This is a genomic window from Cyclonatronum sp. (genome assembly GCF_022565315.1).
Lineage (GTDB): Bacteria > Bacteroidota > Rhodothermia > Balneolales > Cyclonatronaceae > Cyclonatronum.
Genome location: NZ_JAIUMX010000031.1, coordinates 11928 through 33783, shown reverse-complemented (window position 1 = coordinate 33783; position 21856 = coordinate 11928). Strand labels below are relative to the sequence as shown.

Genomic DNA, 21856 nt, shown 5'->3' with positions numbered 1-21856 from the left:
AGGCTTCCGTCGGGCAAAAAAACGGCATCGCCGAAGGCTTCAATCAGACCTTCCCTTAACAGCGGGTCTGTTGCCATGAGGCTTTTGGCTGTAGTGTCGGCATCCATCACAAAAGCGCCGCACGCTTTCCAGATACGTGCTACTTCGCTTTTTCCGCTTCCGATTCCGCCGGTAAGTCCTGCGACAATCATCCTGAGAGCCTCCTAAAGTATATTGTGGTGCTCGGCCACTTCATTAGTATTGGGATAGTCGGTCGTAAAATGCAGGCCGCGGCTTTCTTTGCGAAGTAAGGCTGACCGAATGATGAGATAGGCAACTGCAATCATATTCCGAAGCTGACAAACCGGCACGCTTATCTTTGATTTTTTATAGAAACTTTCAACTTCCTCATGCAGCAAACGGGTCCGGCGAAAAGCCCTCATCAGGCGCAGGTCGCTGCGCACAATACCCACGTAATCGGTCATAATCTGCTGCAGCTCCCGCTTATCGTGTGAAACGAGCACCCACTCTTCGGTATCAAAAGTTCCTGAATCATCCCATTCAGGAATATCGGTACGAAAATCAGTGCGCTTCATTACCCCGGCTGCAACTTTCGCAGCCTTTTCAGCAACGACGAGAGCTTCGAGCAGGCTGTTTGAAGCCAGACGGTTGGCCCCGTGCAGCCCGGTACAGGCCACTTCACCCGCTGCGAACAAATTGTTAATGGTCGTTTGCCCGTTAATATCGGTCCATACCCCGCCGCACATGTAATGCGCTGCCGGCACAATGGGGATCAGATCCGCAGCCATATTCATATTGTGTTCGAGGCATTTGCTGAAAATATTGGGGAAGGTCTTTCGGAGTTCGGCCTCTCCCAGATGGCGTACATCAAGCAGTACGTACTCATCACCGCGTTTTTTTAGCTGATCATCAATAGCACGTGCAACAATATCGCGCGGGGCAAGCTCTTTACGGGGGTCGTACTGTGCCATAAACGCTTCGCCGTCGGTATTCCGGAGGATGGCCCCGTGCCCGCGCACGGCTTCAGAGATGAGAAAGGAATCGGCCTCCGGGTGCCACAGCGAGGTAGGGTGAAACTGAATAAACTCCATATTGGAAACCCGCGCCTTCGCGCGGTATGCCATGGCAACACCATCGCCGGTCGCAATTTCAGGATTGGTTGTATGCAGATAAACCTGCCCCGCACCCCCGGTAGCAAGCAGCGTAACGCGTGCCAGCACCCGTTCCACTTTGTCGGTATTGGTATCAAGCACGTAGGCACCAAAACATGTTTTATCTACATATTTGGTCACTTTCATACCGAGGTGATGCTCGGTAATCAGCTCAACGGCAAAGTGATGCTCCAGAATAGTGATATTTGGGTGCTCGTCTGCCTTTGCAAGCAGCACACGCTCAATCTCGCGGCCGGTCATGTCGTCGGCATGGATGATGCGGTTATGGCTGTGGCCGCCTTCCCGCACAAGGTGCAGTTCTCCCTCCCGCTTTGTGAATTCGGCCCCCATGGCAATAAGTTTCCGGATGGTATCGGGGCCGCTTTTTACAATTTCTTCAACAACCTGCCGGTCACAAAGATCGGCTCCGGCAACGAGGGTATCTTCCACGTGCTTTTCATAGCTGTCAGCTGTATCAAGCACTGATGCAATACCGCCCTGTGCATAGTTGGTGTTCGATTCGGCCCGTTCTTTTTTTGTGATGATGCCGACCGTGCCCTTATCTGCGACTTCAAGTGCAAATGAAAGTCCGGCACTGCCGCTGCCTATCACCAAAAAGTCAAATTGTGTCATTAATTCCAATAGTTGAGATTTGCCCCGGAGCAACCGTCATCAAAAGGGGAGAAAAGAAAAAAACGGACCGGATGCCTGCATCCGGTCCGTTTAAAAAATTACTTCGATTCGCTCATCAGAAAAGCTTTGATTAAAGCATCAAGGTCGCCTTCCATCACGGCATCCACATTGGAAGTTTCGTGATTGGTGCGGTGATCCTTAACCATATTGTAAGGATGCATCACATAAGAGCGAATTTGCGAGCCCCATTCATTGGCTTTTTTTGTACCCTCAAGGGCGCTGCGCTGAGCGTCTTTGATTTCCTTTTCGAGCGTATATATGCGCGATTTGAGCAACTGAAGGGCTTTTTCACGGTTTTGCAGCTGACTCCTCTCCTGCTGACACTCCGCAACTACGCGCGGCTCAGTGCCATCGCTGAGTTTGCCGGTCCAGACCAGGCGCACGCCGGTTTCAACCTTGTTCACATTCTGCCCCCCCGCGCCGGAGGAATGAAAGCGCTGTAATTCAATATCAGCCGGGTTCAGATCAATTTCGATCGTATCATCAATAATTGGGTAGATGAAAACCGAACAGAACGAAGTGTGCCTGCGGGCATTTGAATCGAAGGGTGAAATCCGTACGAGCCGGTGAACGCCGTTTTCAGCTTTCAGGTAGCCGTAAGCGAAATCACCCTTAACCTCAATAGATGCACTTTTGATACCTGCCACCTCTCCGTGCTGATATTCAACAGTTGATACCGAGAAACCGGCCTTGTCTGCCCAGCGTGTGTACATGCGGTAGAGCATGTTGGCCCAGTCCTGACTCTCAGTACCACCCGCACCAGGATTTATGGTGATAAGGGCATCCCTGCGGTCGTCTTCATGCTGAAGCATATTCCGGAATTCCAGCTCGTCGATGCCTGCAATCAGGGTTTTGATCTCTTTTTCGATTTCCTCAACAACGGGTTCGCCTTCGGCAAGCATCTCCCGGTAAACACCAATATTTTCACGTTGCTCATCAAGGGCATCCCACGACTGAATCCAGGATTTCTCATTGGTGAGTTCTTTCATCACCTGTTGGGCTTTCGCGGGATCGTCCCAAAAATCAGGAGCTTGTGTGTTTTGCTCTATCTCTGCAATCCGGAGTTTTCTGTGATCGTAGTCAAAGATACCTCCTCAGCTCGTCGAGCCGCGAAAATTGTTTTTTGATAAAATCAGAAGTATAGCTTAATTCTTTGGTAGACATCGGTTTAATTTAAAAACAAAGTTTTGGCAGCTGTGGCAAACTGCCGTTTTGAAGGGAAGAAATATACAAAAAAGAAAGCGGTCTTCGGCTTTAGAAACCAAAGACCGCTCAGTGTCGGGAAATTAAACTTAGTCAAAAAGTTTGGCTACGAGAAAACCAATAATAACACCGCCTAAAACGGCAAGGCCAACGCCCTGTTCGGGGTGCGTTCGCACGTATCGCCGGGCGTTGCGGTATTCTTTGTAAAGCTCGCGCTCAAGGCGTTCTTTTTCGTCAGACAGCTGCTGAACTCTCTCGTCGTATCCTGCCTTATCAAGCACATTGTTAAAGGCTTCACTTACTTTATTTGATTCCATAAATTAACTCCGGTATTTAAGTGTCGTTTAGTCTGTATTTTGCTTTTAATCCATGTGATTCACGCAAGCAATATTTTCTGTCGTATCGACATATTAAAATAACTATATTTTTCCGCTTATCGTTTGATTGCAGGCATTTATTCAATTTCCCACCTTCTTTTTTTAATAAAAAACGCTATTCATTTTGAGCACCTCAATTTCATCTGCCGAACTCGAACAACGATTTAAAGCTCTTAAAACTGACATCCGTGAAGCCGGGCTGCATGTGATGCATATGAGAAAAATGGGGCAGGCCGAAGTTCGTTATAAAGCTGACGAAAGCCCGGTAACTACTGCCGATATTTGGGCAAACACTTTTTTGCGGGAAGCAATTGAAAAACGCTTTCCCGCTGAGCCTGTCGTTGGCGAAGAAGATGAAGTAAAAAGCTACCCTGCCGGCAGCGGTTTGGTTTGGTACCTTGACCCAATCGACGGAACAAACTCATTTGTGAAGGGTGGCAAAGATTACTATCTGCTTGCCGGCCTCGTATATGAGGGTCAGCCTGTTTTGGGGATGCATTACCGGCCTGAAACCGACACCATGCTTTACGGATGGAAGGGCTTTGGTGCCGGGCTGGAAAAAAATCAGCGAAATCCGGAAAGGCTGTACCCAAAACTGACTGAGTGGGGACCTGCTTCCCGGATTTTTATAAAAAGCTATGCGGAAGAAATACGGGAGCGTGTCAAAAAACTTGGCGTAACCCGGGCCAAATATCTGCCGGGGATGGTTGATATGGTTGGTCCGCTTTTCGGAATGTCGGAAGGTTTTGTGAGCTATCGCCGCACGGCTTTCTGGGACTTGGCCGCACCTGCCGCAATCATGGCCTCAGCGGGTTTCAGGCACAGCAGCGAGGGGTTCAATGGTGAATCACCTCAGTTGTTTAACAATGGAGGCTGGCATACTCCTTTTTATTACAGTCTGCCCCCAAACACGCCGGACAGCTTCATTCAGGGCCTTTTTGACATTGATGCTGCCTTCAGTGAGCGCTAAGAGTGAACGCGATCGGTTTCAGGAATTTTGACGCTTCTGCTTATACCCGAATTGAAGTTTTATAAAGCGACGTGCTTACCCTATATTTGAGGTTCGGCATCCGCCTTTTCGGCCATTCCGCAAAACAATATATATCAACATCTTACACCTAACGAGATGTCAGAACAGCAACCCTTGACGCCAGAAGAACTTTTTAAGAAGGTTGAAGCTTTTCTGAAAGCTCAGCATGAGGTTTACGCACCCGTAGGTGATATCCCCTTACCGGCAGTTACGGGTTCTGCAGCCCTTCCGCTACAGGAAAGCCCGGCTAAAATTGTAGCATCCGGTAATCCGGCTGCTGCTGCCGGCTCGTCACAGCCAAATCCGGTGGACGCTTCACCCGACCAACAACACCCAACTGAAACAAAAGCTGATACTTTGATCCAATCCCTGCAGGACTGTAAAACCCTTGATGCGCTTCGCGAATTGTGTGAAGCAGCAGCAGTGCTTCGTACCGATCTTACCGGCACCCGCCTTGTATTCGGGAAAGGAAACCCAAAGGCCGATCTGATGCTAATCGGCGAAGCGCCCGGTGCAAAGGAGGATGAATTGGGTGAGCCTTTTGTGGGCGCATCCGGTAACCTGCTCACTAAAATTCTGGCCGCGATAAAAGTGGACCGGAGTCAGATTTACATCGCCAATATCCTGAAGCATCGCCCGCCGGACAACCGTAACCCCACCGCCGAAGAGCGCGCCCGAAGCCTGCCCTTCCTCGAGCGGCAGATTGACCTGATTCAGCCCAAACTCATTTTGTGTCTGGGTCTTATATCGGCGCAAACACTGCTCAACACCACAACTGCGCTCAAAGATATGCGCGGCACTTTTCATCCCTACCGTGGTGCCGAACTGATGGTAACCTATCATCCGGCGGCCCTGCTGCGCAACAAACACCTCAAACGCGACACCTGGGAAGACGTTCAGAAACTGCGTCAGCGCTACGATATCCTCGGCTGTGAGCCGGTACTCCTCCCCTACCTGCAATCATAGACCACCGCATTCACCTTTTCGATCTTCACCGGTTTTAACCCGGCCTTTCTCCCAAATATATGAGTAACGGTTACAACAACAATTCCGGCAACTACTCCGGCCCCCGCGGGCAGGATGGTCCGCCGGTATCTTATTCTGAGGGCGGCATTCTCCCCCCGCAGGCCATCGAAATCGAGCAGGCCGTTCTTGGCGGCATGCTGATTGAACATGAAGCGGCAACCCAGGCTCTCGAGCTTTTACAGCCATCTGATTTCTACCGAAAAGGGCACCGACATGTTTTCGAGGTAATGCAGGAGCTATACGAAAAAAGCAATCCCCTCGACCTCATTACCGTGGAAAGCGAGCTACGCGACCGCAAACTGCTGGATGAAATCGGCGGTCCTGCCTATTTGGGGGAACTTACCCGCTCTGTGAGTTCAGCCGCGAATATTGAGTATCACTGCCAGATTCTGACTGAAAAGGCCATCAAGCGAACCATCATCGGGACCTTTACTGAGGTAGTAAAAGAGTCGTACGACCCCGGCACGGATCCCTACGACATGCTCGACAAGGCCGAGCGAACAATTTACGAGCTTGCCAACGCCAAGCGCGGTGCCGAATCGAACAACATGAGTGATATCCTCAAAAAAACACTTCAGCACCTTGAGGATATCCGCGGGCAAAAAGGCGGCATCACCGGCGTACCCTCCGGTACCGATATCGATAAATGGACCGCAGGCTGGCAGCGCGGGGATATGGTAATTATTGCAGCACGGCCCTCTATGGGAAAAACTGCGTTTGTACTTACTGTAGCCCGCAATGCAGCTTTGTTTCCGGTGGCCGAAAAACGGGCCGCTGTTGCGCTGTTTAGTCTGGAGATGTCGTCACAACAGCTGGTTCAGCGCCTGCTCACCATGGAAGGCCGCGTGAACGCGCAGGATGCCCGAACCGGCCGCCTCACGGATAATGATTTCAAGCTGCTGATTGATGCGGCAAGCCGGCTGTTCAAGGCCAAAATTTTTATTGATGACACCCCGGCCCTCAGCGTTCTCGAACTACGCTCCAAGTGCCGGCGGCTGAAAAGCGAGCACGATATCGATCTGATCATCATCGATTACCTGCAGCTGATGCGCGGCAATACAAACGACCGCAACTCCAACCGTGAGCAGGAAATCGCCACCATCTCCCGCGGCCTCAAAAGCCTTGCAAAAGAACTTGACGTGCCTGTTATTGCACTCTCGCAGCTTAGCCGCGCAGTTGAAACCCGAGGCGGAAGCAAGCGGCCCATGCTGAGTGACCTTCGGGAATCCGGCAGTATTGAGCAGGATGCCGACGTTGTCTGTTTTCTCTACCGCCCGAGCTACTATAAAATAACGACCGACGAAGAAGGGCAAAGTACCGAAGGCGTTGCGGAAGTAATTATTGGCAAACAGCGAAACGGTCCGGTCGGGACCGTAAAACTTCAGTTTGTAGAGCAATACGCGCGCTTTGAAAACTTTGCCTCCTACAACAATGCCGCACCTGGCAACGATGGCGGCTCCGAAGACCGGGGTAACAGCGGCTCTATCCCTCCTTTTGAGGATGAAGAAGAAAGCGATACCATAATTCCGCCCTCTGAGCCCGGAACCTCCAAAAGGCCGCCCGTTTTCCCCTCCGGTCCCGATCGCCTTCCCGACGAAGACGGCCCCCCACCATTTTGACGCTTTTCAACTATATTTCTGATTAATCAATATGAATTTTGTAAACACTGCCCTGTTTTCTGCCATTCTGACCGGCCTTGGCATTTTCATGCTTTCGGGCTGCACAAATTCAGCGCCGGAATCCCCACAGACTGAACCCGAAAACGTTAGCGCCGAGCGTTACACCTTCACATCCTGGTCGCCGCAGGTTGAATTCGCCGGTGCCCTGCGCAATATCATGCGGCAGAACAACCTGAGCGCTCATCTGCACTTTAACGGTTTCGACCTGAACCCCAACGTTTACGCCCTCGGTGCTTTTGAAAACCTTAAGGGAGAAATTCTGATTCTGCGGGGCACCTCATTTAGCAACCGGGCCGTGGGTGATGAAGCCGTTTTCATTGACTTGAAGGATGAAGCTGCCGCCTTTATGGTTTGGGCTGAGGTAGAAGACTGGCAGGGGTTTCCCGTCGCAGATTCCGTTCGAACCTTTGCACAGCTGGAAGCTTTTGCAGCACTTCAGGCTGAAGTTTTCGGGCTCGACACCCGTCAGCCCTTCCCGTTTGGCCTCACCGGTACTGCTGCCGAGCTTGTGTGGCATGTTATCGACTGGCCCGAAGACGACCCGGTTCATACGCACGAAAAGCACATGGTCACCGGTCCGCACGGCGTGCTCACTAACATTCCGGTTGAAGTGCTTGGCTTCTACTCCGACAGCCATCACGGCATTTTTACGCATCACAGCACCAACATGCACCTGCACTTTGTGTCGCATGAGGAAAACGAAGCCGGCCATGTTGATGACATCACCCTAAGTTCCGGCGCTACGCTCTGGCTGCCGGCCCGCTGATCCGGGCCGCATCATTGTCGGCATCCGGTGGACGGACAACGCCGGGCATCTCCCCTACTCAGAAAACCTAACCCCACTGCCGATGTTCCGATTTCTTTTCAACCGACGCGGGCGCTGGCTGGAGGAAGGGCTTTCACCGAAGCAGGCTGAGGTACTGCGCGGGCTGCCGGAAGTGCAGCGGCTTACCGACGAGCAGTTTAAGCTTCTGTGCGGAAAAACAAGAGTGATGCTTGAGGAAAAAACTTTCGAAGCCTGCGGCGGCATTGCGCTTACAGAGCAGATGAAGCTCGTAATAGCCGGCTACGCAGCCCTAATGCTGCTGGGCGAGGCTTCGGACTATTTCCCGGCGCTGACGTCCATCCTCGTTTACCCGAAACCTTACATTGCGCCGGTTGAGGATTACGACGAAGCCGGCATCGTAACTACGGGCCATGAGCGGCGCTTTGGCGAGTCGTGGGAGTTCGGCAGCCTCGTACTGGCCTGGAATGAAATCGAGCGGCACCTGCAAACCGGCTCTGAGGATAACCTCGTAATTCACGAATTTGCGCATCAGCTTGATGATGAGCTCGGCATTTCGCTCGAAACCGAGCGGGTGCTCAACGGCAACTCCGAAACCGAATGGGCGGTTGTGATGGCCCGCAAGTTTGAGGCCTTCAGCCGGAATCCGCGGCGGCTGCCTTCGGTCGATCCCTACGGCGCGGAAGACCTGCACGAGTTTTTTGCCGTGCTTTCAGAGCTTTACTTCACCCGCCCGGAAGCCCTGCGCCAGGATTCGGAGCAGCTTTATAAAGTGATGGCCCATATTTACAACCCGACACCCTAACCCTCAGACTGACCCAAAAAATGGGATACGATTTGAAACAGCAATTCAAAAACATCCGCTATCTTACCGATCAAAACGGAGAAATCACCGATGCAGTCGTGCCGGTTGCGGTTTGGAAGGAAGTGGTAAATGCGCTAAAGCTGAACGGAACAATAGATGATGACGAACGCGCTTCAGCCCCACAAAAAGCTTCCCAAACGAGGTCAGCCGTTCGGGAGACCGATGATTTAAACCGGGATTTTTACTGAGGCAGGTATAATCCCGGAAGCTTGTTCGGGGCAGAAACCCATCCCCCCGCAAAAACACCTTTCTTTCTGTTGATTACCGCACACCCTAAACACAGTAAAAACAAGAAACACCCATGACCATAAAAGAGCTGAACGAAATTATAGCAGGATACAGCGACGATTCGCTTAGGTTAATCCTGAAGGAGCTGTACAAAGCCGTGCCCAAGGCGCAGCGGGAAGAAAACAAGATCGACGAGCTCATTAAAAATCCGGAAGACTGGAAGAAACCAAAGAAGGCGTACGCAAAAATACCGGGGGTGAAGGAGCTCGCAATACAAATTGATACGTTTGTGGACCGTGCTTATAACGGGTTGTATATCCGCCCGAACGGTAGCGTAAACAAAAAAAACCGGTCACAATGGCGGCTGCCGGTAATCAGCTTTGTGAAGGCCCTGCAGGCACATGCGGGGGTAACCGGAGAAGACCGGAAAACAGCTGCCGACGCGGCCCTTAGCCTGTACGAGCTGATGTGGACTGCCCGTTATGAAGCCAAACTTTTCGCCTCAGATGAACCTTTTGAAGCCATTAATTTCAGCAACGTGGCTTTTTTCGGACTTGTGCTGAGCTTAATGCGGGGCAGCATGCCGTGGAGCGATTATATACGGGAGGGGCTGGAACTGCTGCTCATGAACACAATGGCATCTGCTGACAGAAGGATGTCGCTGATCCAGGAGTTTGTCTATACCATTAATAACACAGAGCTTAGCGAAATAACAATCAGCATCGGTACTGAAATGCTGAGGAAACTAAAAAAACCTGAGCGGCAGACCGGCAGGCGCATTATTATCAGTGAAGTTAGTCCCTATGAAACCCTTGTTAAGATCATTTTTGGGTGCTTCTGTATGCTTCATGAATATGAGCGAGGAATTGATTTTCTTAAAGAAGAGCTCAGCTACTACGATGAAGAATTAATAACCCATCATGTACTTGGTGCTCTCATTGGAGTTCGCTCGTTTGATCTTTTCATGCGTGAATATGAGGCCGCAGTGGAAAGCGGCATAACGGTTGACCGGGCGCTGGAGAATTACTACGACCACCTGAGCAGCATTTAACGGGGATAAAGATTTTCTGCTGACAAACCGGCATCACATCATTCTTCCCCGCTTTCCATGGTCCAGGCGCTGAGGTCATCCTGCCAGTTTACGCGCAGCAGGTTGGGGGCGCAGCAGGTCTGGCAGTCTTCAACATACTCCTGCTCCATGCCCTGGCTCGGGTCGATAAACGTATGATTGGCAGCCCCGCAGAAGCTGCAGCTGAAGTGTCCCTGCTGAATGCTTACGTCGCTGAAACCGTCGTCGTAGTCATCCCAGGTTTCATCTTCGTCTAAACCGAAGTCGTCGTCATCATCAAAATTAATCATACACAAAATTGTTTTTGACCGGATAAGCAGATGGGGCACAGCAGCCTTCATCCGAAAATTAAAAAATCAGGAAACCAAAAGGGACGCGATTCAGTCGCGTCCCTTTTGGTTTGGAGAAAATAACTGAGGCTTACGCTTATTTGATGAGCGTCATTTTACGGGTAAACTGCTGACCGCTGCCCAGCTGCATGCTGTACAGATACACGCCGCTTGCCAGCCGTGAGGCATCGAAGCTTACGGTGTGCCTGCCCGCGCTCATGCTTTCATTGCGCACCAGGGTTGCGACCACCCGACCGGTGATGTCGTACACATTTATCGTAACCTGCTCCTGATTCGGAAGCTCAAAACTGAGGTTCGTTGTAGGGTTGAACGGGTTCGGATAGTTTTGCGAGAGGGATGCCACCATCGGAACTTCATAACCGGTGTCGTCGATATTCACCGGTACGTTGAAGGTATCTTCCCCGCCGGCCTGCCAGTAGCGGGCTGCGAACTCCTGGAAGTATTCGTTAGCCAGACGGCTGCTGCGGATGATGAGGGTGTTTTCATCATTTGAGAAGTTGGCGTTGGCCGACCAGTTGTGTGAGCCGGTGATGACCGTTGCATTGCTGCCGGCTTGTTCGCCGTCAACTATCGCGGTCTTGTGGTGAAGCAGGCCGAACTCGCCCTGCGGCAGATGGTGCACATCGGCCCAGCCGCTGAGGTAATCCCACTCGCTGCCCTGCCCCGCTATCTGCCCGATTACACCGCGAACGTTCACGCCCTGATTGAAGCGCGAAAGCATGGTGTTGGAAATCGGCCGGCGGGTAATCAGGTTCAGGTTCAGATCGATGCTTTCCTGTGCCGTAGCCAGGGTGCGGTTGATCTGCGCCTCGGTGCTGCCCTGCGGGCTAAAGTACAGCTGCACATAGGTTTGGTCTTCGCCAATCCAGAAAGAGGACGCGTTCACAACCTTCTTATCAGCACTGAATCGCGCCTGATTCGGGCGAAACGCGCCGGACTCGGCCCCCCACATCTGGTTGAACTCACGCCAGTAGGAACGGGCGAGGGCCACATCCTGAATGTTGAGCATGTTCTGGAACTGATTATTGGTGCCGTCGTCGGTGGCATTCCAGGAACTGGTAACGACCCAGGTTTTGTGATAATCCTGATGGAAGGCATCAATCACGGCAAATTTGTTGTGCATCTGCTCGATGCTGTTGGCCTGCACAGCCGGTACACCTGCATTTTGCATACGGGTGATGACCGCGTTGGTATTGCCGGTATGATTGGAGCCGATCACGCGAACCTGCACTCCGCGCTGATGCGCAGCGATGATGGCGTCGCCGATGGCGTTGCCTGCCGCACCGCTGATGGAGTAGAAGGCAAATTCGGCTGAAACTTCGGCAGCATTGATAAACTCAATGAGGCGGTCAGCAAAATTAACGTTCTGCTGTGCTTCGGTGAACAGGGCCAGCTCATGCGCAACGCTCTGATTAAACAGCGCGATGATCTCCCCGGTTGATCCTGCGGGGGAGGCGGTGGAGCTGAGATAGCGGGACGTTACGCTTGTATCCTGACCTGCAGCAGAGCGCAGCTCAAACTCGAAGGTTTCGGCATACCAAAGCCCGTCGATAGTAACACTGTGGAAGGTTTTCGGGGTCGCATCAACGATGGTGCCCAGTTCGAGGGATGAGGTGAGTCCGTAGCGGACTTCCGTGTGCCCCGGCGCTTCCGTTTCCCATTCGAGGGTGATGGAGTTGGCCGTAGTCGTAACCGTGTAAGGCGGAGCAGTTGCAATGATGGGTCCGACTGTAGAGCGGATATCGCTGCGGAAACGCGGCAGAATCTGCTGATTGGCAAGGAAACGGCCGGCTACCCCGGTAATTTCAGTTAAACTGTTGGGGATAAGCGCACCAGGGATGTTGGTGAAGTTATCGACCCGCAGCTGCGACTCAGCCGTGCCGTCGGTAATGGTATAGTTCGTGCCGCCGGAAAATACGCCCGAGTTGGTGAAGGTAACATCGGTGAGCCGTACAAGCTGCCCTTCAAAATCACCGCTGTTGAGCTGTGCAAGGGTGATGTCGGCAGGCTCGACTTCATCGTTGGCTTCATTAAATACTTCAAACGAGGTATGATTGATTACCTGAAGCAGCTGATTGAAATTACCGATCTGTCCGGTTACGACGAGCGAATCGCCTATGATAGCGCCTACGAGGTAATCCTGCCTCATAATTTCGTCGCTGTACCAGGCAATACCGCCGGTTTCATCCTGAAAATAGACCGGGCCTGCAAACTGATCGGCTACAGTAACCCGACCGGCAACGGTAACGACCGTGCCCTGCGGCAGGCTGCGGGCAACCGCTATCGGAAGCGGCTCTGAGGTATCGAGGGTTTCGGCCGAGAGGTTTATTGTGAAAGCCGGCTGCTCAGGGTCGTTGGTTTCGAAGCTGAGGCTGCCCGAATAAACGCCGTTTTCGGGAGCATCAAAGACGATGCTTACCGTGGCCGTTTCCAGATTTCCGAGGGTAACATTCAGGTCGCCTTCAATCGAGAACGCATCACCCTGAACGCTGGCATTGGTGATTTCGAGCGGGGTCTGCCCTTCGTTGCGCAGGCGCAGGTTTACGGAGCCGCTGCCGGTAGTGGTTCCGAAATCGAAGGTGCCGCCGCTCTGGAAAGGCGCATCGTTGATACGCACCACAAGTACCGGCTCTTCGGTTTCCTGTACATAATCGGTGATGAGCACATCATCCACGTTGATGCGGTTTCCGGCGGTGCGATCAAAACGCAGACGCACATTGCCGGGAATGTTCTGGGTTACGGTGTACTGCTCGAGGGTATTGCTAAGAGTGAAGGCCGGACCCACCGGTTGCCATGTAGAGCCGCCGTTGGTGGAAACGCTGACCTGCACTACACCGCCGGTATCGTTGGCAAATCCGGAATTAGCGGCGTAGAAGGTAACCTCGCTCATACCGTTTGGATAATCGAAATTCATTTCAATAAAGCCGGCGCGAATCCGTGCAGAACGGGTGCCGTTTTTGCGGTCGTTTGAGTCTGTGCCAATGAGGGCATCACTAAAAAACCAGGTTCCGGAACTTAAATCAACCGGAGCGGCAGCGTATCCGCCTTTAACTCCCTGTTCCATGTCTTCAAAAAGCTGAGCCTGAACCATAGCGGGCATCGCCATAACACAAGCCAGCACTGCTGTGCGTAACCAAAATTTCATCATAAAAAACTGCTTTCTTTGAATAAAAACGAATTGAGCTATCAGTCGGCCACTAAAATCATCAGAGCATTTCGCCCGTCAGCTTTCACCGCAAAAGGGCGACCGGAAACGGGATGAAGTCTCTCAGATTTCTTGAACCGAATGAGGCAGAACTGAAGCGATCTGTTTTATGCTTTCTTTAAACTGAGAGCGATACGGAGGGCACAAAAGCCCCGATTCAGCAGTTTCGAATAACAGTCCGGATATTTGAACATCTACCCAATAGTAAAACACGATTGAATGAAACGAAAAACACCAACATAAAAATGAATGCTACAATCCATTACCTAACTTACGAATTAAAAAGGAAAAAGCATTGATGCTACATCAGGCTTTAACAAATGGGTAATCTGCAGCTAACCGGGGCAACTCCGGTTTCAGGCCATGCTGTTTCTCTTTTTTACGCCTTCGAGCAGATCGTCAAGAACCCTGATGTTTCGTGACCAGTCGAGGTGCCGGTTTATATTTCGAAGGGTTCTTCCCGGAAGTGGTTTAACGCGGCCGAGCAGCAACCTGCGCATTTTCCGGTAGAGATCGTCTTCATCATCATAAAAAACGGGGGCATGAAGCAGCGGCTCATGCAGGCTTTGGGGGATGAGCTCAGGATACGTAAGATCGCGGGGTACCATGGGGTGGCAACCACAGTAAACGGCTTCCATAAGTGCTGTACAAAAGAATTCATAGCGGGATGTAGAGAGCACAATATCCCCCTGCTGCAGCAAGGCTGCATATTTCTGCTGATCCGAAACATAGCCGTAGTGCAGAATGCGGTCGCCGAAACGATCGCACAGGCTGCGGAGGTCGCGGCTCTCGTTATGAAGCTGCTCCCCGGCAAGAATGAGATCGAAATCGCACTCTGCATCATCAAGCCGGCTGATGATGCGGTTGAACATTTCCGGATTGCGGTCATACTCCCACCGCTGATTCCACACAATTACCGGTGCACGTTTGCGTATCGGTTCTGCAGGTTTTAAATCAAGCTCCCGCAGACTGATGCCGGGATGCACAATCCGGCTTTTCCCTCTTAGGGTATCAGCCAGCTCGAGATAGCGACGGTCTGAATATTTTTTCAGAAAAGCAGGCAGTGCGGTAAAAAACTCATCGAAGTGAAATTTCGAGTTGAACCAAAGCTCATCTGCCACAAGCGCGCTTAGGTAATTAATATAACAGTAGGTTTCATCGCGCTCCTCCCCGAGCGGCAGCGGCATGGTAAGCTGATTTTCGTGCATATACATCACGCAGGGGGTATGGGCAAAACGCGGGTTGCTGAGTGCAATGAACGCAGGGAGATTGGTCATGGAGCTGGCAAAGATGAGATCAACAGAATCCTGAACCAGCCGGGTTTCTTCAGCAAGACTCACAGCGCCGCCGCTCATACGCCACTTCCAGGAGATATCGCTGAGGCTCACCGGGAAAATCTGATGCCGGGAGTGTTCGCAAAACCCTTTCATAAAAGCTTTATGTGAGCCGCCGCTATAGGGTTCGAGGTAGAGGATATTCATGCACAATTCCATTTCGATTGAAGGTAACCGTAGCTGCAAAATACAGCAGTTCACGGTAAAAACAGAAAAAGCTGCACAAGGGCAGCTTTTTCATAATCTGATTTGATTTCAGCCAGTGAATCAGGCCAGAGCTTCTTTAACCTTGCCAAAATCAGGCAGGTCTGATGCTTTCTCGAGAATTTCAGCATACTGAATGGTTCCTTCTTTATCCACCACAAAGGCAGAACGTTTGGCTACGCCGTACATGCCAAAAAACTCGTCGTACAGACAACCGTAAGCTTTCGCAGTTTCCTTGTTGAAATCACTCAGAAGCTGAAAATTATAGTTTTGGGCTTTTTTGAACTCTTTAAGAGTAAAGAAGCTGTCAACGCTGATGGCAAGTACTTCGGCATCGAGGGTTTCAAACTGCTTCAGGTTATCACGAACATGACAGAGTTCATCAGTACAAACAGATGTGTAAGCCAGGGGGAAGAACAGAACAACAACATTCTTCTTACCTGCGAAGTCAGAAAGGCTTACTTCCTGACCGTCTGAATTTTTTAAAGTGAAACCGGGGGCTTTATCGCCTTTAGAAAGTGCCATAAACAATTAAGTTAAGATGAATAAAAATTGGGATTATATTGAACAGGAAAAGCTTAGGGGTATTGCTTTCCGGAAACTGTTAAACTACGGAGAGGGGGAAATCAATCCTCAGATTCAGCTTCCTCCAGCCGGATTTGCTTAACGGCATGCTGATAACCGCTCACAAAAATCAGAACGCCCGTTGTGGCGATCAGCATCCACACCCACGGGAAAGCGGTAACGGTTTCGGCAGGAAACCAAAATACGACGAAACTTAGGAGTACGAGTACAATTCCCAAAAAGCTATAGATGTACTCAAACATTTTTGAGGTGAATAAGCCGAAGAGCAGTAAGGCTACAAAGATAGCACCGCCTTCATAAATACCAATCATCACTTCCTGCAGGTAAACTGTCTGATAGAGCAAAATGTAGGCTGGAATCAGGGCCAGCGGGGCAAAATTAAACGCGTAGGGATATCGTGCAACCAGAGGGCGGTCTTCCCAGTTTTCGATACTAAGGGCTGTAAGCAACAGGCTTACGCCGGAAACCTGAGCCCATCCCATCAGGTTCAGCCTGTCAAGCGTTTGCTCGTCGATCAGGTTAAAATCGAGCAGCAACCAGGATGAGGAGCTCAAAAAGTAGAACAGTGACGCCCCCGCCCACCACAGGAACTTGGTGTTTCTTTCGACATTAAAAATGAGCAAAAAGCGAACGAGTACATACAAAAGCGTTACGCTCAGTGCAATTGATAAATACCAAATCATAGGCCGGGTTTTCCTTGCTCTTGTTTCGAGCGGTCGATGGAAAGCACGCGTTCTGCAACAAGCTTAAGCTGCTGACGCTCAAATGCGATCATTTCCTGTAACAGGCCTGCAATGCTTTGCTCTTCGCTGTTAATGATCCCGGTTTTAAGTATGTGATCCTGCCCGATGGCTTTAAGGTAATCCACAAAACTCCTCCGGTTTTCAATTATGCTTTTGAGAACTGCTGCCGGGCTTTCATGCAATTGTGCATCATAATCAACGGTTTTTCGGAAGTCCTGAGTAGCAGCATTGGGATCGGGCAGCGAAAATATTTTTTCAATCAGCGGCCGGTAGTAGGTCTGCTGCGCATGGTCAATCAGGTAAATCATATCAAGCATAGATTCGATGCCGCCGCGCTTTTCAGCAACCGGTACCACATCAATCACGAGCATCAGCGCCTGTGCTTCATCAATCAGATAAGCAGCATCATTAGTGAGGCGGCTGAAAAGTTCATTGGTATTCATTTTAGTTGCGCTAAAAATCCTTTCAAAAAAAAACCCGGAAATTCTGCTGAAATCCGGGCCTTAAGTGGTCTTAAATAAAAATTGCCGGTTGGGCTGCGGCTCTGAACCATTCGTAGGGCCCGCAAGCCATTCAGAAATGATCAGTTATTGCCCGACTTGTTTTTGGCTTCAAGAATATCAACAAGGGAAAGACCTGTGTCCCAGTTTTCATCACGGTTACGGACCGAGTGAATGTTGTTTTCTTCTTTGAAATTCCAGAATTGTCCGAACTGACGGTTCTTGTATTCTTTCAGAAAGTCGAGACGTTCTTTGAGGTCTTCTTTGGCAACCAGGAGTTTTTCCTTGTCATAAACGGCATCACCGCGGGAGTGAAAAACCAGATCGTAATCTTTACTCATCACGATAGCCTCCTCCGGGCATACTTCTTCGCAGAAACCGCAGTAAATACAGCGGAGCATGTTTATTTCAAAAAACTCCGGATAGCGTTCTTTTTCGTCGTCTGTTTCAGCGGCCTGCATGCTGATGGCGAGCGGCGGACATGCGCGGGCACAAAGGCCACAGGCAACACAGCGTTCTTTGCCATTGTCTTTAACCAAAACCGGACGCCCTCTGAAAATAGCGGGCGGGTCCCAGCGCTCTTCAGGGTAACGCATGGTTACATCCGGTTTAAACATCTGCTTAAAGGTATAGGCCATGCCCTTAAGAATTTCCGGAATGTAAAGTTTCTCAAGAAAAGTCAGTTTCCGCTCATTCTGATGGTTATCGGTGAGCGCGTTACGTACCGGCTGATCAAGATTTTGGGTGTAGTCAATCATAATTATTAGTAATGGTTGAACGGATAAAAAATCGGCAGTAGGTTTTGCTGAAAATCGGGAACAAACACCCGTAGCAGGCAGATTTAAGCTCAGCTTTCGGAATGGCAGCAAATATCAAAGATACCATTTGTAATTCCGGTTTTCAATTCAAAAAAGGCATTATTGCCTTATTTCTCTTTAAAAACCATTGTAATGGGTACACCTTCAAAATCAAAGGTGTCACGGATTTTATTTTCGATGTATCTGCGGTAATTAACAGGTAATTCCTTTGGTTTGTTCATGAAAAAAGCAAAAACAGGCGGGTTTTGCTTAACCTGAGTTACATAGTTCATTTTGAGCTGCTGCCCTCTTACATACGGAAGCGGCATTTCATTTTTAATCCTCTCCAGGAACTGATTCATTTCGGAGGTTGAAATTTTGCGTTTCCGGTTTTCAAGCACGCGATCCACAATTGGGAGCACTTCAAAAATACGTTTCCGGTTAAGGGCAGAGATCGAAATAATCGGCACATAACTTAGCATATGAACTTTCTGCCGGATGCCTTCAACATAATATTTGAAGGTATTGGTGTCTTTTTCGAGTAAATCCCATTTGTTCACAACCATTACAATTCCCTTGTTGAAGCGTTCGGCTTCGGCAAGCACGCGCACATCCTGCGCTTCAAGCCCCTGCGTTGCATCAACCATAAGTACAGCTACGTCGCATTCCATAAGGCTGCGCATGGTGCGTACCGTGCTGTAAAACTCGATATTTTCCTTTACTTTGGTACGCTTGCGTAAGCCAGCCGTATCCATCAGCAGGTATTTCCGGCCTTCATACTCAAATGTACTGTTGATGGTATCGCGTGTAGTGCCGGCAACGTCAGTAACTATGGAGCGGTCGTGATTAAGCAGTGCGTTTACATAGCTGCTTTTGCCGACATTGGGCCGGCCGATTATTGCAAGCTTCGGATAAGGCTCTTCACTGTATGGCTGGGGGTCGGGCAATGAAGAAACGACGGCATCAAGCAGTTCCCCCGTACCAGAACCATTAACCGACGATACCGGGAAAAGATGCTCAAAACCGAGACTGTAAAACTCCGCCGTGTTCCACCTGCGCTCTTCATTATCTGCCTTATTTACAACGAGATAAACAGGTTTTGGCTGTGTCCGCAGAATTTCAGCCATAGCTTCATCGAGATCAGTAATACCGGTTTCAACATCAACAACAAACAGCACAGCATCTGATTCCTCAAGGGCAATATGCACCTGTTCACGAATAGCGGCAAGAAACACATCATCATCCTGAGGCACATATCCTCCGGTATCAATAACGGTAAAATCGGTATCATTCCAGAACGAAGTACCGTAGTGCCGGTCGCGTGTTACACCCGAAAAGTTGTGAACGATGGCTTTGCGCTGGCCAATAAGTCTGTTAAATAGCGTTGATTTGCCTACATTAGGTCGGCCAACTATGGATACTACGGGGAGCATAATTCTTTTTATTTTTACGCTGATGCGTCTATATTGATGGTCGTATTGACTCACTGTGTTCGGGGGTAATTTACCCTTTTCGTGTTGAGTCAAAAGGTTTTTGATTCAGCCTGATAATATACGGCTTTCCTGCTTTACATTTCGGACGCATTCTGAATCCCCGCATCCGCTTTTTTTCTTCATTATTCTGATTTCCTGATGTTACGCGCATTTTATGAACAGCTCGGGTTTTTCCTGACCCTTGTCTTCAGCATTTTATTTTTCCTGAGTTTTGTTTTTTGGCTCGCCGGTATAGCCGGGCTGCTTGCAAACAAAGACAGGCGCAAACACACGGAATGGGTTACCTATGCTCTAATCATTTTCATTCCGGTTTATCCTATTATCTGGCTGATTGCAGATATTTTCCGGCAATATTTCAGAATTACGCGTAAGGCTGCACAGGCACAGTTAGATCATCAGGCTTCATCTCCTGCAGCCTGACCATTGCTTCCCCTCGCCGTTGCAGGAAGTGCCGTTGCTGAAGCTGATGGCAGCGATGCAGCCGGAAGTTCCGATTCATCAACAAGCAGCCAGGGTTCGAGCAACTGCTCGCCCATACCCTCCAGAAAGCGGGAGGGTTTCGTGAAAACATCACCGAAACTTCCGTGCTGCAGCACGGGGTAGCTGATATAAAGCATATCCTTAGCTCGTGTTACCGCTACATATAAAAGACGTAGCTCCTCGTCGATTTCATCAGGGTCATCAACCGAATACCCGGAAGGAATAACCCCGTCAAGACACTGAATCAAAAAAACATGCGACCATTCAAGCCCTTTAGCTGAATGAATCGTTGATAGTACGAGCGGCGCCTCATCTTCTTTACCCGGCTCGGTTTCCACCGCAGTAGCTTCTATCGGATCGAGTGCCAGCTCTTCCAGCAACTGCGCATAATCGCGGTAGTTTACAGCAATTCCCTCAAATGCTTCGAGATCTTTGAGCCTCTTGGGATGATCGTCAAATTTTTTCTCACATACGGGCTTATAGTACGCGTGAATCTGTGAGAGGGCTTCAGCCGGAGTAAGCTCATTTTGCTTCAGATCAATCAGCAGCTGACTCAACCCCAGTAAGCCCGTCTTAAATTTATCACTCAAAATACCGCTTGAAGCCAGCTCATATGGGTTTCCTGCCGATTCAAGCCAGTTAAGCAGATCGGCCGCCGTTTTAGGTCCGATTCCGTCAATCAGGGTAAGCACCCGATTCCAGGCAAGGGCATCGGCGGGGTTTATAACCACCCTGAGATGTGCAAGAACATCCTTGATATGAGCAGCCTCTGAAAACTTTTGACCGCCATATTTAATGAAAGGAATTTTCCTGCGGTTTAGCTCAATTTCAAGGTCAAAAGAATCCCGGCTGTTACGAAAAAGCACTGCGGTTTCGCCCAAACTGATTTCCTGCTCCCTGAGGTTCATAATCATCTGCACGACAAACCTGGACTGCTCGCGTGTGTCGGCAGTTTTTACCAGTGCCGGCAAATCGCCGGTTTCGCGCATTGAATATAGTTTCTTTTCATACTTTTCACGGGCCTGCTCCAGCAGCTTGTTGGCCACCTGCAAAATATTGCCTGTAGAACGGTAGTTTTCTTCAAGGGTGATGCGTTTTGCGCCCTTAAAAAGGTCCGGGAAACGCATAATGTTTTTGTGATCTGCGCCTCTGAAACGATAAATACTTTGCGCATCATCTCCCACTACCATAACCCTGCCGTTAGCAGGTGTAAAAAGCCGTACAAGTTCAGCCTGAATTGCGTTGGTATCCTGATATTCATCTACAAGAACATGCTCATGGCGGCCCCTGACCTGCTCAAGTACAGTTTCATTCTGAAGAAGCTCAACGGTGCGAACAAGCATATCGTCAAAATCCATCACCCTGTGCTGCTCCTTGTACTGCCTGTATGCATCAGCAAGAGTTTCAATACGCTCTATGTGGCCCAGAAACTGATCGTAACCAGATTCGACTATATCATATAAACTCTGCTGCCGGTTTATCGAAGCACTTATTATGTTTTGCAGCGTGCTTTTTTTGGGAAATCGGGTTTTGAGTTTATCGAACTTAAACTCAGCCCGGAGCATATGCAGAAGGTCCTGAGCATCAGCCGTATCAATAATGGTGAAATTTTGGGGATAACCTGCCTGCTCATGATATTGATGCAGCAGCTGACTGCAATAAAAATGGAAAGTACCTCCCCTAACCTTACGGCAGCGCTCATCAAGTACGGATGAAGCACGATCGAGCATCTCACGGGCGGCTCGGCGCGTGAAGGTGAGCAGTAAAATGCGGTTCGGATCGGCACCTGCTTCAATAAGCCTCGCTACCCTGTAAATGAGGGTTCTTGTTTTCCCGGTTCCTGCGCCTGCAATTACAAGGCCGGGGCCCTCATCATGCATTACCGCTTCAAGCTGTGCTTCGTTGAGCAAAGAAGCATAGTTAATGGCGTATTCCGGCTTTCTGACAGGTTCTTTCTTTAAGACAAATCGTTTCATGCGCTAAAAATACTAATAAAGGAACATATGTAATAAATATATGTGCGTTTTTTATCAGTAGCTTTTTGGTGCCTTTGCGAAACC

General features: G+C 50.0%; 21 protein-coding genes. 8 read left to right on the top strand and 13 right to left on the bottom strand.

All coding sequences use genetic code 11. The features are described from left to right. From LAT75_RS07155 to LAT75_RS07140, 4 genes are all read right to left on the bottom strand, one after another. The coding region (locus tag LAT75_RS07155) for a dephospho-CoA kinase (RefSeq protein WP_291481956.1) at positions 1–191 on the bottom strand (191 nt) is incomplete at its 3' end. Between the two features lie 12 nt (positions 192–203). Continuing rightward, a complete protein-coding gene (nadB, locus tag LAT75_RS07150) occupies positions 204–1784 on the bottom strand; it encodes an L-aspartate oxidase (protein WP_291481955.1) in 1581 nt (526 codons plus the stop codon). A 98-nt stretch (positions 1785–1882) separates the two neighbouring features. Then, positions 1883–3008, bottom strand: a protein-coding gene (gene prfB, locus LAT75_RS07145; RefSeq protein WP_291481954.1) for a peptide chain release factor 2 whose coding sequence is annotated in 2 segments (ribosomal slippage) — positions 1883–2926 and positions 2928–3008 — 1125 coding nt in all. Because the reading frame shifts where the segments join, the coding sequence is not laid out codon by codon here. Positions 3009–3136: 128 nt separating this feature from the next. Beyond that, positions 3137–3364, bottom strand: coding sequence for a DUF883 C-terminal domain-containing protein (locus LAT75_RS07140; RefSeq protein ID WP_291481953.1), 228 nt, complete (start codon positions 3362–3364; stop codon positions 3137–3139). A 184-nt stretch (positions 3365–3548) separates the two neighbouring features. Here LAT75_RS07140 and LAT75_RS07135 point away from each other — a divergent pair, with 184 nt between their 5' ends. The 7 genes from LAT75_RS07135 to LAT75_RS07105 all read left to right on the top strand — a co-directional run bounded on the left by LAT75_RS07135 (position 3549) and on the right by LAT75_RS07105 (position 10087). Beyond that, positions 3549–4394: an inositol monophosphatase family protein gene (locus LAT75_RS07135; RefSeq protein ID WP_291481952.1), complete on the top strand. Its 846-nt coding sequence runs from the start codon at positions 3549–3551 to the stop codon at positions 4392–4394. A gap of 174 nt (positions 4395–4568) precedes the next feature. Beyond that, positions 4569–5420: a uracil-DNA glycosylase gene (locus LAT75_RS07130; protein WP_291481951.1), complete on the top strand. Its 852-nt coding sequence runs from the start codon at positions 4569–4571 to the stop codon at positions 5418–5420. Between the two features lie 59 nt (positions 5421–5479). Beyond that, the gene (gene dnaB / locus LAT75_RS07125) at positions 5480–7099 is read left to right on the top strand and encodes a replicative DNA helicase (RefSeq protein WP_291481950.1); all 1620 of its coding nucleotides are present in this window, start codon (positions 5480–5482) and stop codon (positions 7097–7099) included. Positions 7100–7130: 31 nt separating this feature from the next. After that, entirely contained in the window at positions 7131–7925 is a 795-nt protein-coding gene (locus LAT75_RS07120; protein ID WP_291481949.1) for an acetolactate decarboxylase, read from the top strand. 82 nt (positions 7926–8007) lie between these two features. Continuing rightward, complete coding sequence (locus tag LAT75_RS07115) at positions 8008–8748, top strand: M90 family metallopeptidase (RefSeq protein ID WP_291481948.1); 741 nt, start codon at positions 8008–8010, stop codon at positions 8746–8748. A 32-nt stretch (positions 8749–8780) separates the two neighbouring features. Continuing rightward, on the top strand, positions 8781–8996 hold the full coding sequence (locus tag LAT75_RS07110; RefSeq protein ID WP_291481947.1) for a hypothetical protein: 216 nt from the start codon (positions 8781–8783) through the stop codon (positions 8994–8996). Between the two features lie 113 nt (positions 8997–9109). Next, the gene (locus tag LAT75_RS07105; RefSeq protein ID WP_291481946.1) at positions 9110–10087 is read left to right on the top strand and encodes a hypothetical protein; all 978 of its coding nucleotides are present in this window, start codon (positions 9110–9112) and stop codon (positions 10085–10087) included. A gap of 38 nt (positions 10088–10125) precedes the next feature. Here the strand turns inward: LAT75_RS07105 and LAT75_RS07100 are convergent, their stop codons facing one another. The 8 genes from LAT75_RS07100 to der form a co-directional block, all read right to left on the bottom strand. After that, on the bottom strand, positions 10126–10308 hold the full coding sequence (locus LAT75_RS07100; protein ID WP_363320529.1) for a CPXCG motif-containing cysteine-rich protein: 183 nt from the start codon (positions 10306–10308) through the stop codon (positions 10126–10128). A 223-nt stretch (positions 10309–10531) separates the two neighbouring features. Further along, positions 10532–13603, bottom strand: a complete 3072-nt coding sequence (locus LAT75_RS07095) for a phospholipase D-like domain-containing protein (protein WP_291481944.1) — start codon at positions 13601–13603, stop codon at positions 10532–10534. 413 nt (positions 13604–14016) lie between these two features. Then, on the bottom strand, positions 14017–15141 hold the full coding sequence (locus LAT75_RS07090; protein ID WP_291481943.1) for a DUF3524 domain-containing protein: 1125 nt from the start codon (positions 15139–15141) through the stop codon (positions 14017–14019). Positions 15142–15261: 120 nt separating this feature from the next. Then, positions 15262–15723: a peroxiredoxin gene (locus tag LAT75_RS07085; protein WP_291481942.1), complete on the bottom strand. Its 462-nt coding sequence runs from the start codon at positions 15721–15723 to the stop codon at positions 15262–15264. A gap of 101 nt (positions 15724–15824) precedes the next feature. Next, positions 15825–16466: a hypothetical protein gene (locus LAT75_RS07080; protein WP_291481941.1), complete on the bottom strand. Its 642-nt coding sequence runs from the start codon at positions 16464–16466 to the stop codon at positions 15825–15827. Further along, on the bottom strand, positions 16463–16969 hold the full coding sequence (locus LAT75_RS07075; protein WP_291481940.1) for a hypothetical protein: 507 nt from the start codon (positions 16967–16969) through the stop codon (positions 16463–16465). The genes LAT75_RS07080 and LAT75_RS07075 overlap by 4 nt, the downstream gene beginning before the upstream one ends. 140 nt (positions 16970–17109) lie before the next feature. Next, positions 17110–17784, bottom strand: a complete 675-nt coding sequence (gene nuoI / locus LAT75_RS07070) for an NADH-quinone oxidoreductase subunit NuoI (RefSeq protein WP_291481939.1) — start codon at positions 17782–17784, stop codon at positions 17110–17112. Positions 17785–17951: 167 nt separating this feature from the next. Next, complete coding sequence (gene der / locus LAT75_RS07065; RefSeq protein ID WP_291481938.1) at positions 17952–19256, bottom strand: ribosome biogenesis GTPase Der; 1305 nt, start codon at positions 19254–19256, stop codon at positions 17952–17954. 198 nt (positions 19257–19454) lie between these two features. On the opposite strand from der, the gene LAT75_RS07060 reads away from it, so the two are divergent. Next, positions 19455–19736, top strand: coding sequence for a hypothetical protein (locus LAT75_RS07060; RefSeq protein WP_291481937.1), 282 nt, complete (start codon positions 19455–19457; stop codon positions 19734–19736). Here LAT75_RS07060 and LAT75_RS07055 read toward each other — a convergent pair. Then, a complete protein-coding gene (locus tag LAT75_RS07055) occupies positions 19712–21772 on the bottom strand; it encodes an ATP-dependent helicase (protein ID WP_291481936.1) in 2061 nt (686 codons plus the stop codon). The genes LAT75_RS07060 and LAT75_RS07055 overlap by 25 nt on opposite strands. Positions 21773–21856: the final 84 nt, after the last annotated feature.

What these genes read in the sequence shown, in the direction of transcription:
- LAT75_RS07085 (WP_291481942.1), bottom strand. Translation starts at nt 15,723, where the DNA reads ATGGCACTTTCTAAAGGCGATAAAGCCCCCGGTTTCACTTTAAAAAAT.
- LAT75_RS07090 (WP_291481943.1), bottom strand. Translation starts at nt 15,141, where the DNA reads ATGAATATCCTCTACCTCGAACCCTATAGCGGCGGCTCACATAAAGCT.
- LAT75_RS07095 (WP_291481944.1), bottom strand. Translation starts at nt 13,603, where the DNA reads ATGATGAAATTTTGGTTACGCACAGCAGTGCTGGCTTGTGTTATGGCG.
- LAT75_RS07080 (WP_291481941.1), bottom strand. Translation starts at nt 16,466, where the DNA reads ATGATTTGGTATTTATCAATTGCACTGAGCGTAACGCTTTTGTATGTA.
- LAT75_RS07105 (WP_291481946.1), top strand. Translation starts at nt 9,110, where the DNA reads ATGACCATAAAAGAGCTGAACGAAATTATAGCAGGATACAGCGACGAT.
- der (WP_291481938.1), bottom strand. Translation starts at nt 19,256, where the DNA reads ATGCTCCCCGTAGTATCCATAGTTGGCCGACCTAATGTAGGCAAATCA.
- nadB (WP_291481955.1), bottom strand. Translation starts at nt 1,784, where the DNA reads ATGACACAATTTGACTTTTTGGTGATAGGCAGCGGCAGTGCCGGACTT.
- LAT75_RS07115 (WP_291481948.1), top strand. Translation starts at nt 8,008, where the DNA reads ATGTTCCGATTTCTTTTCAACCGACGCGGGCGCTGGCTGGAGGAAGGG.
- LAT75_RS07060 (WP_291481937.1), top strand. Translation starts at nt 19,455, where the DNA reads ATGTTACGCGCATTTTATGAACAGCTCGGGTTTTTCCTGACCCTTGTC.
- LAT75_RS07075 (WP_291481940.1), bottom strand. Translation starts at nt 16,969, where the DNA reads ATGAATACCAATGAACTTTTCAGCCGCCTCACTAATGATGCTGCTTAT.
- LAT75_RS07140 (WP_291481953.1), bottom strand. Translation starts at nt 3,364, where the DNA reads ATGGAATCAAATAAAGTAAGTGAAGCCTTTAACAATGTGCTTGATAAG.
- dnaB (WP_291481950.1), top strand. Translation starts at nt 5,480, where the DNA reads ATGAGTAACGGTTACAACAACAATTCCGGCAACTACTCCGGCCCCCGC.
- LAT75_RS07120 (WP_291481949.1), top strand. Translation starts at nt 7,131, where the DNA reads ATGAATTTTGTAAACACTGCCCTGTTTTCTGCCATTCTGACCGGCCTT.
- LAT75_RS07055 (WP_291481936.1), bottom strand. Translation starts at nt 21,772, where the DNA reads ATGAAACGATTTGTCTTAAAGAAAGAACCTGTCAGAAAGCCGGAATAC.
- nuoI (WP_291481939.1), bottom strand. Translation starts at nt 17,784, where the DNA reads ATGATTGACTACACCCAAAATCTTGATCAGCCGGTACGTAACGCGCTC.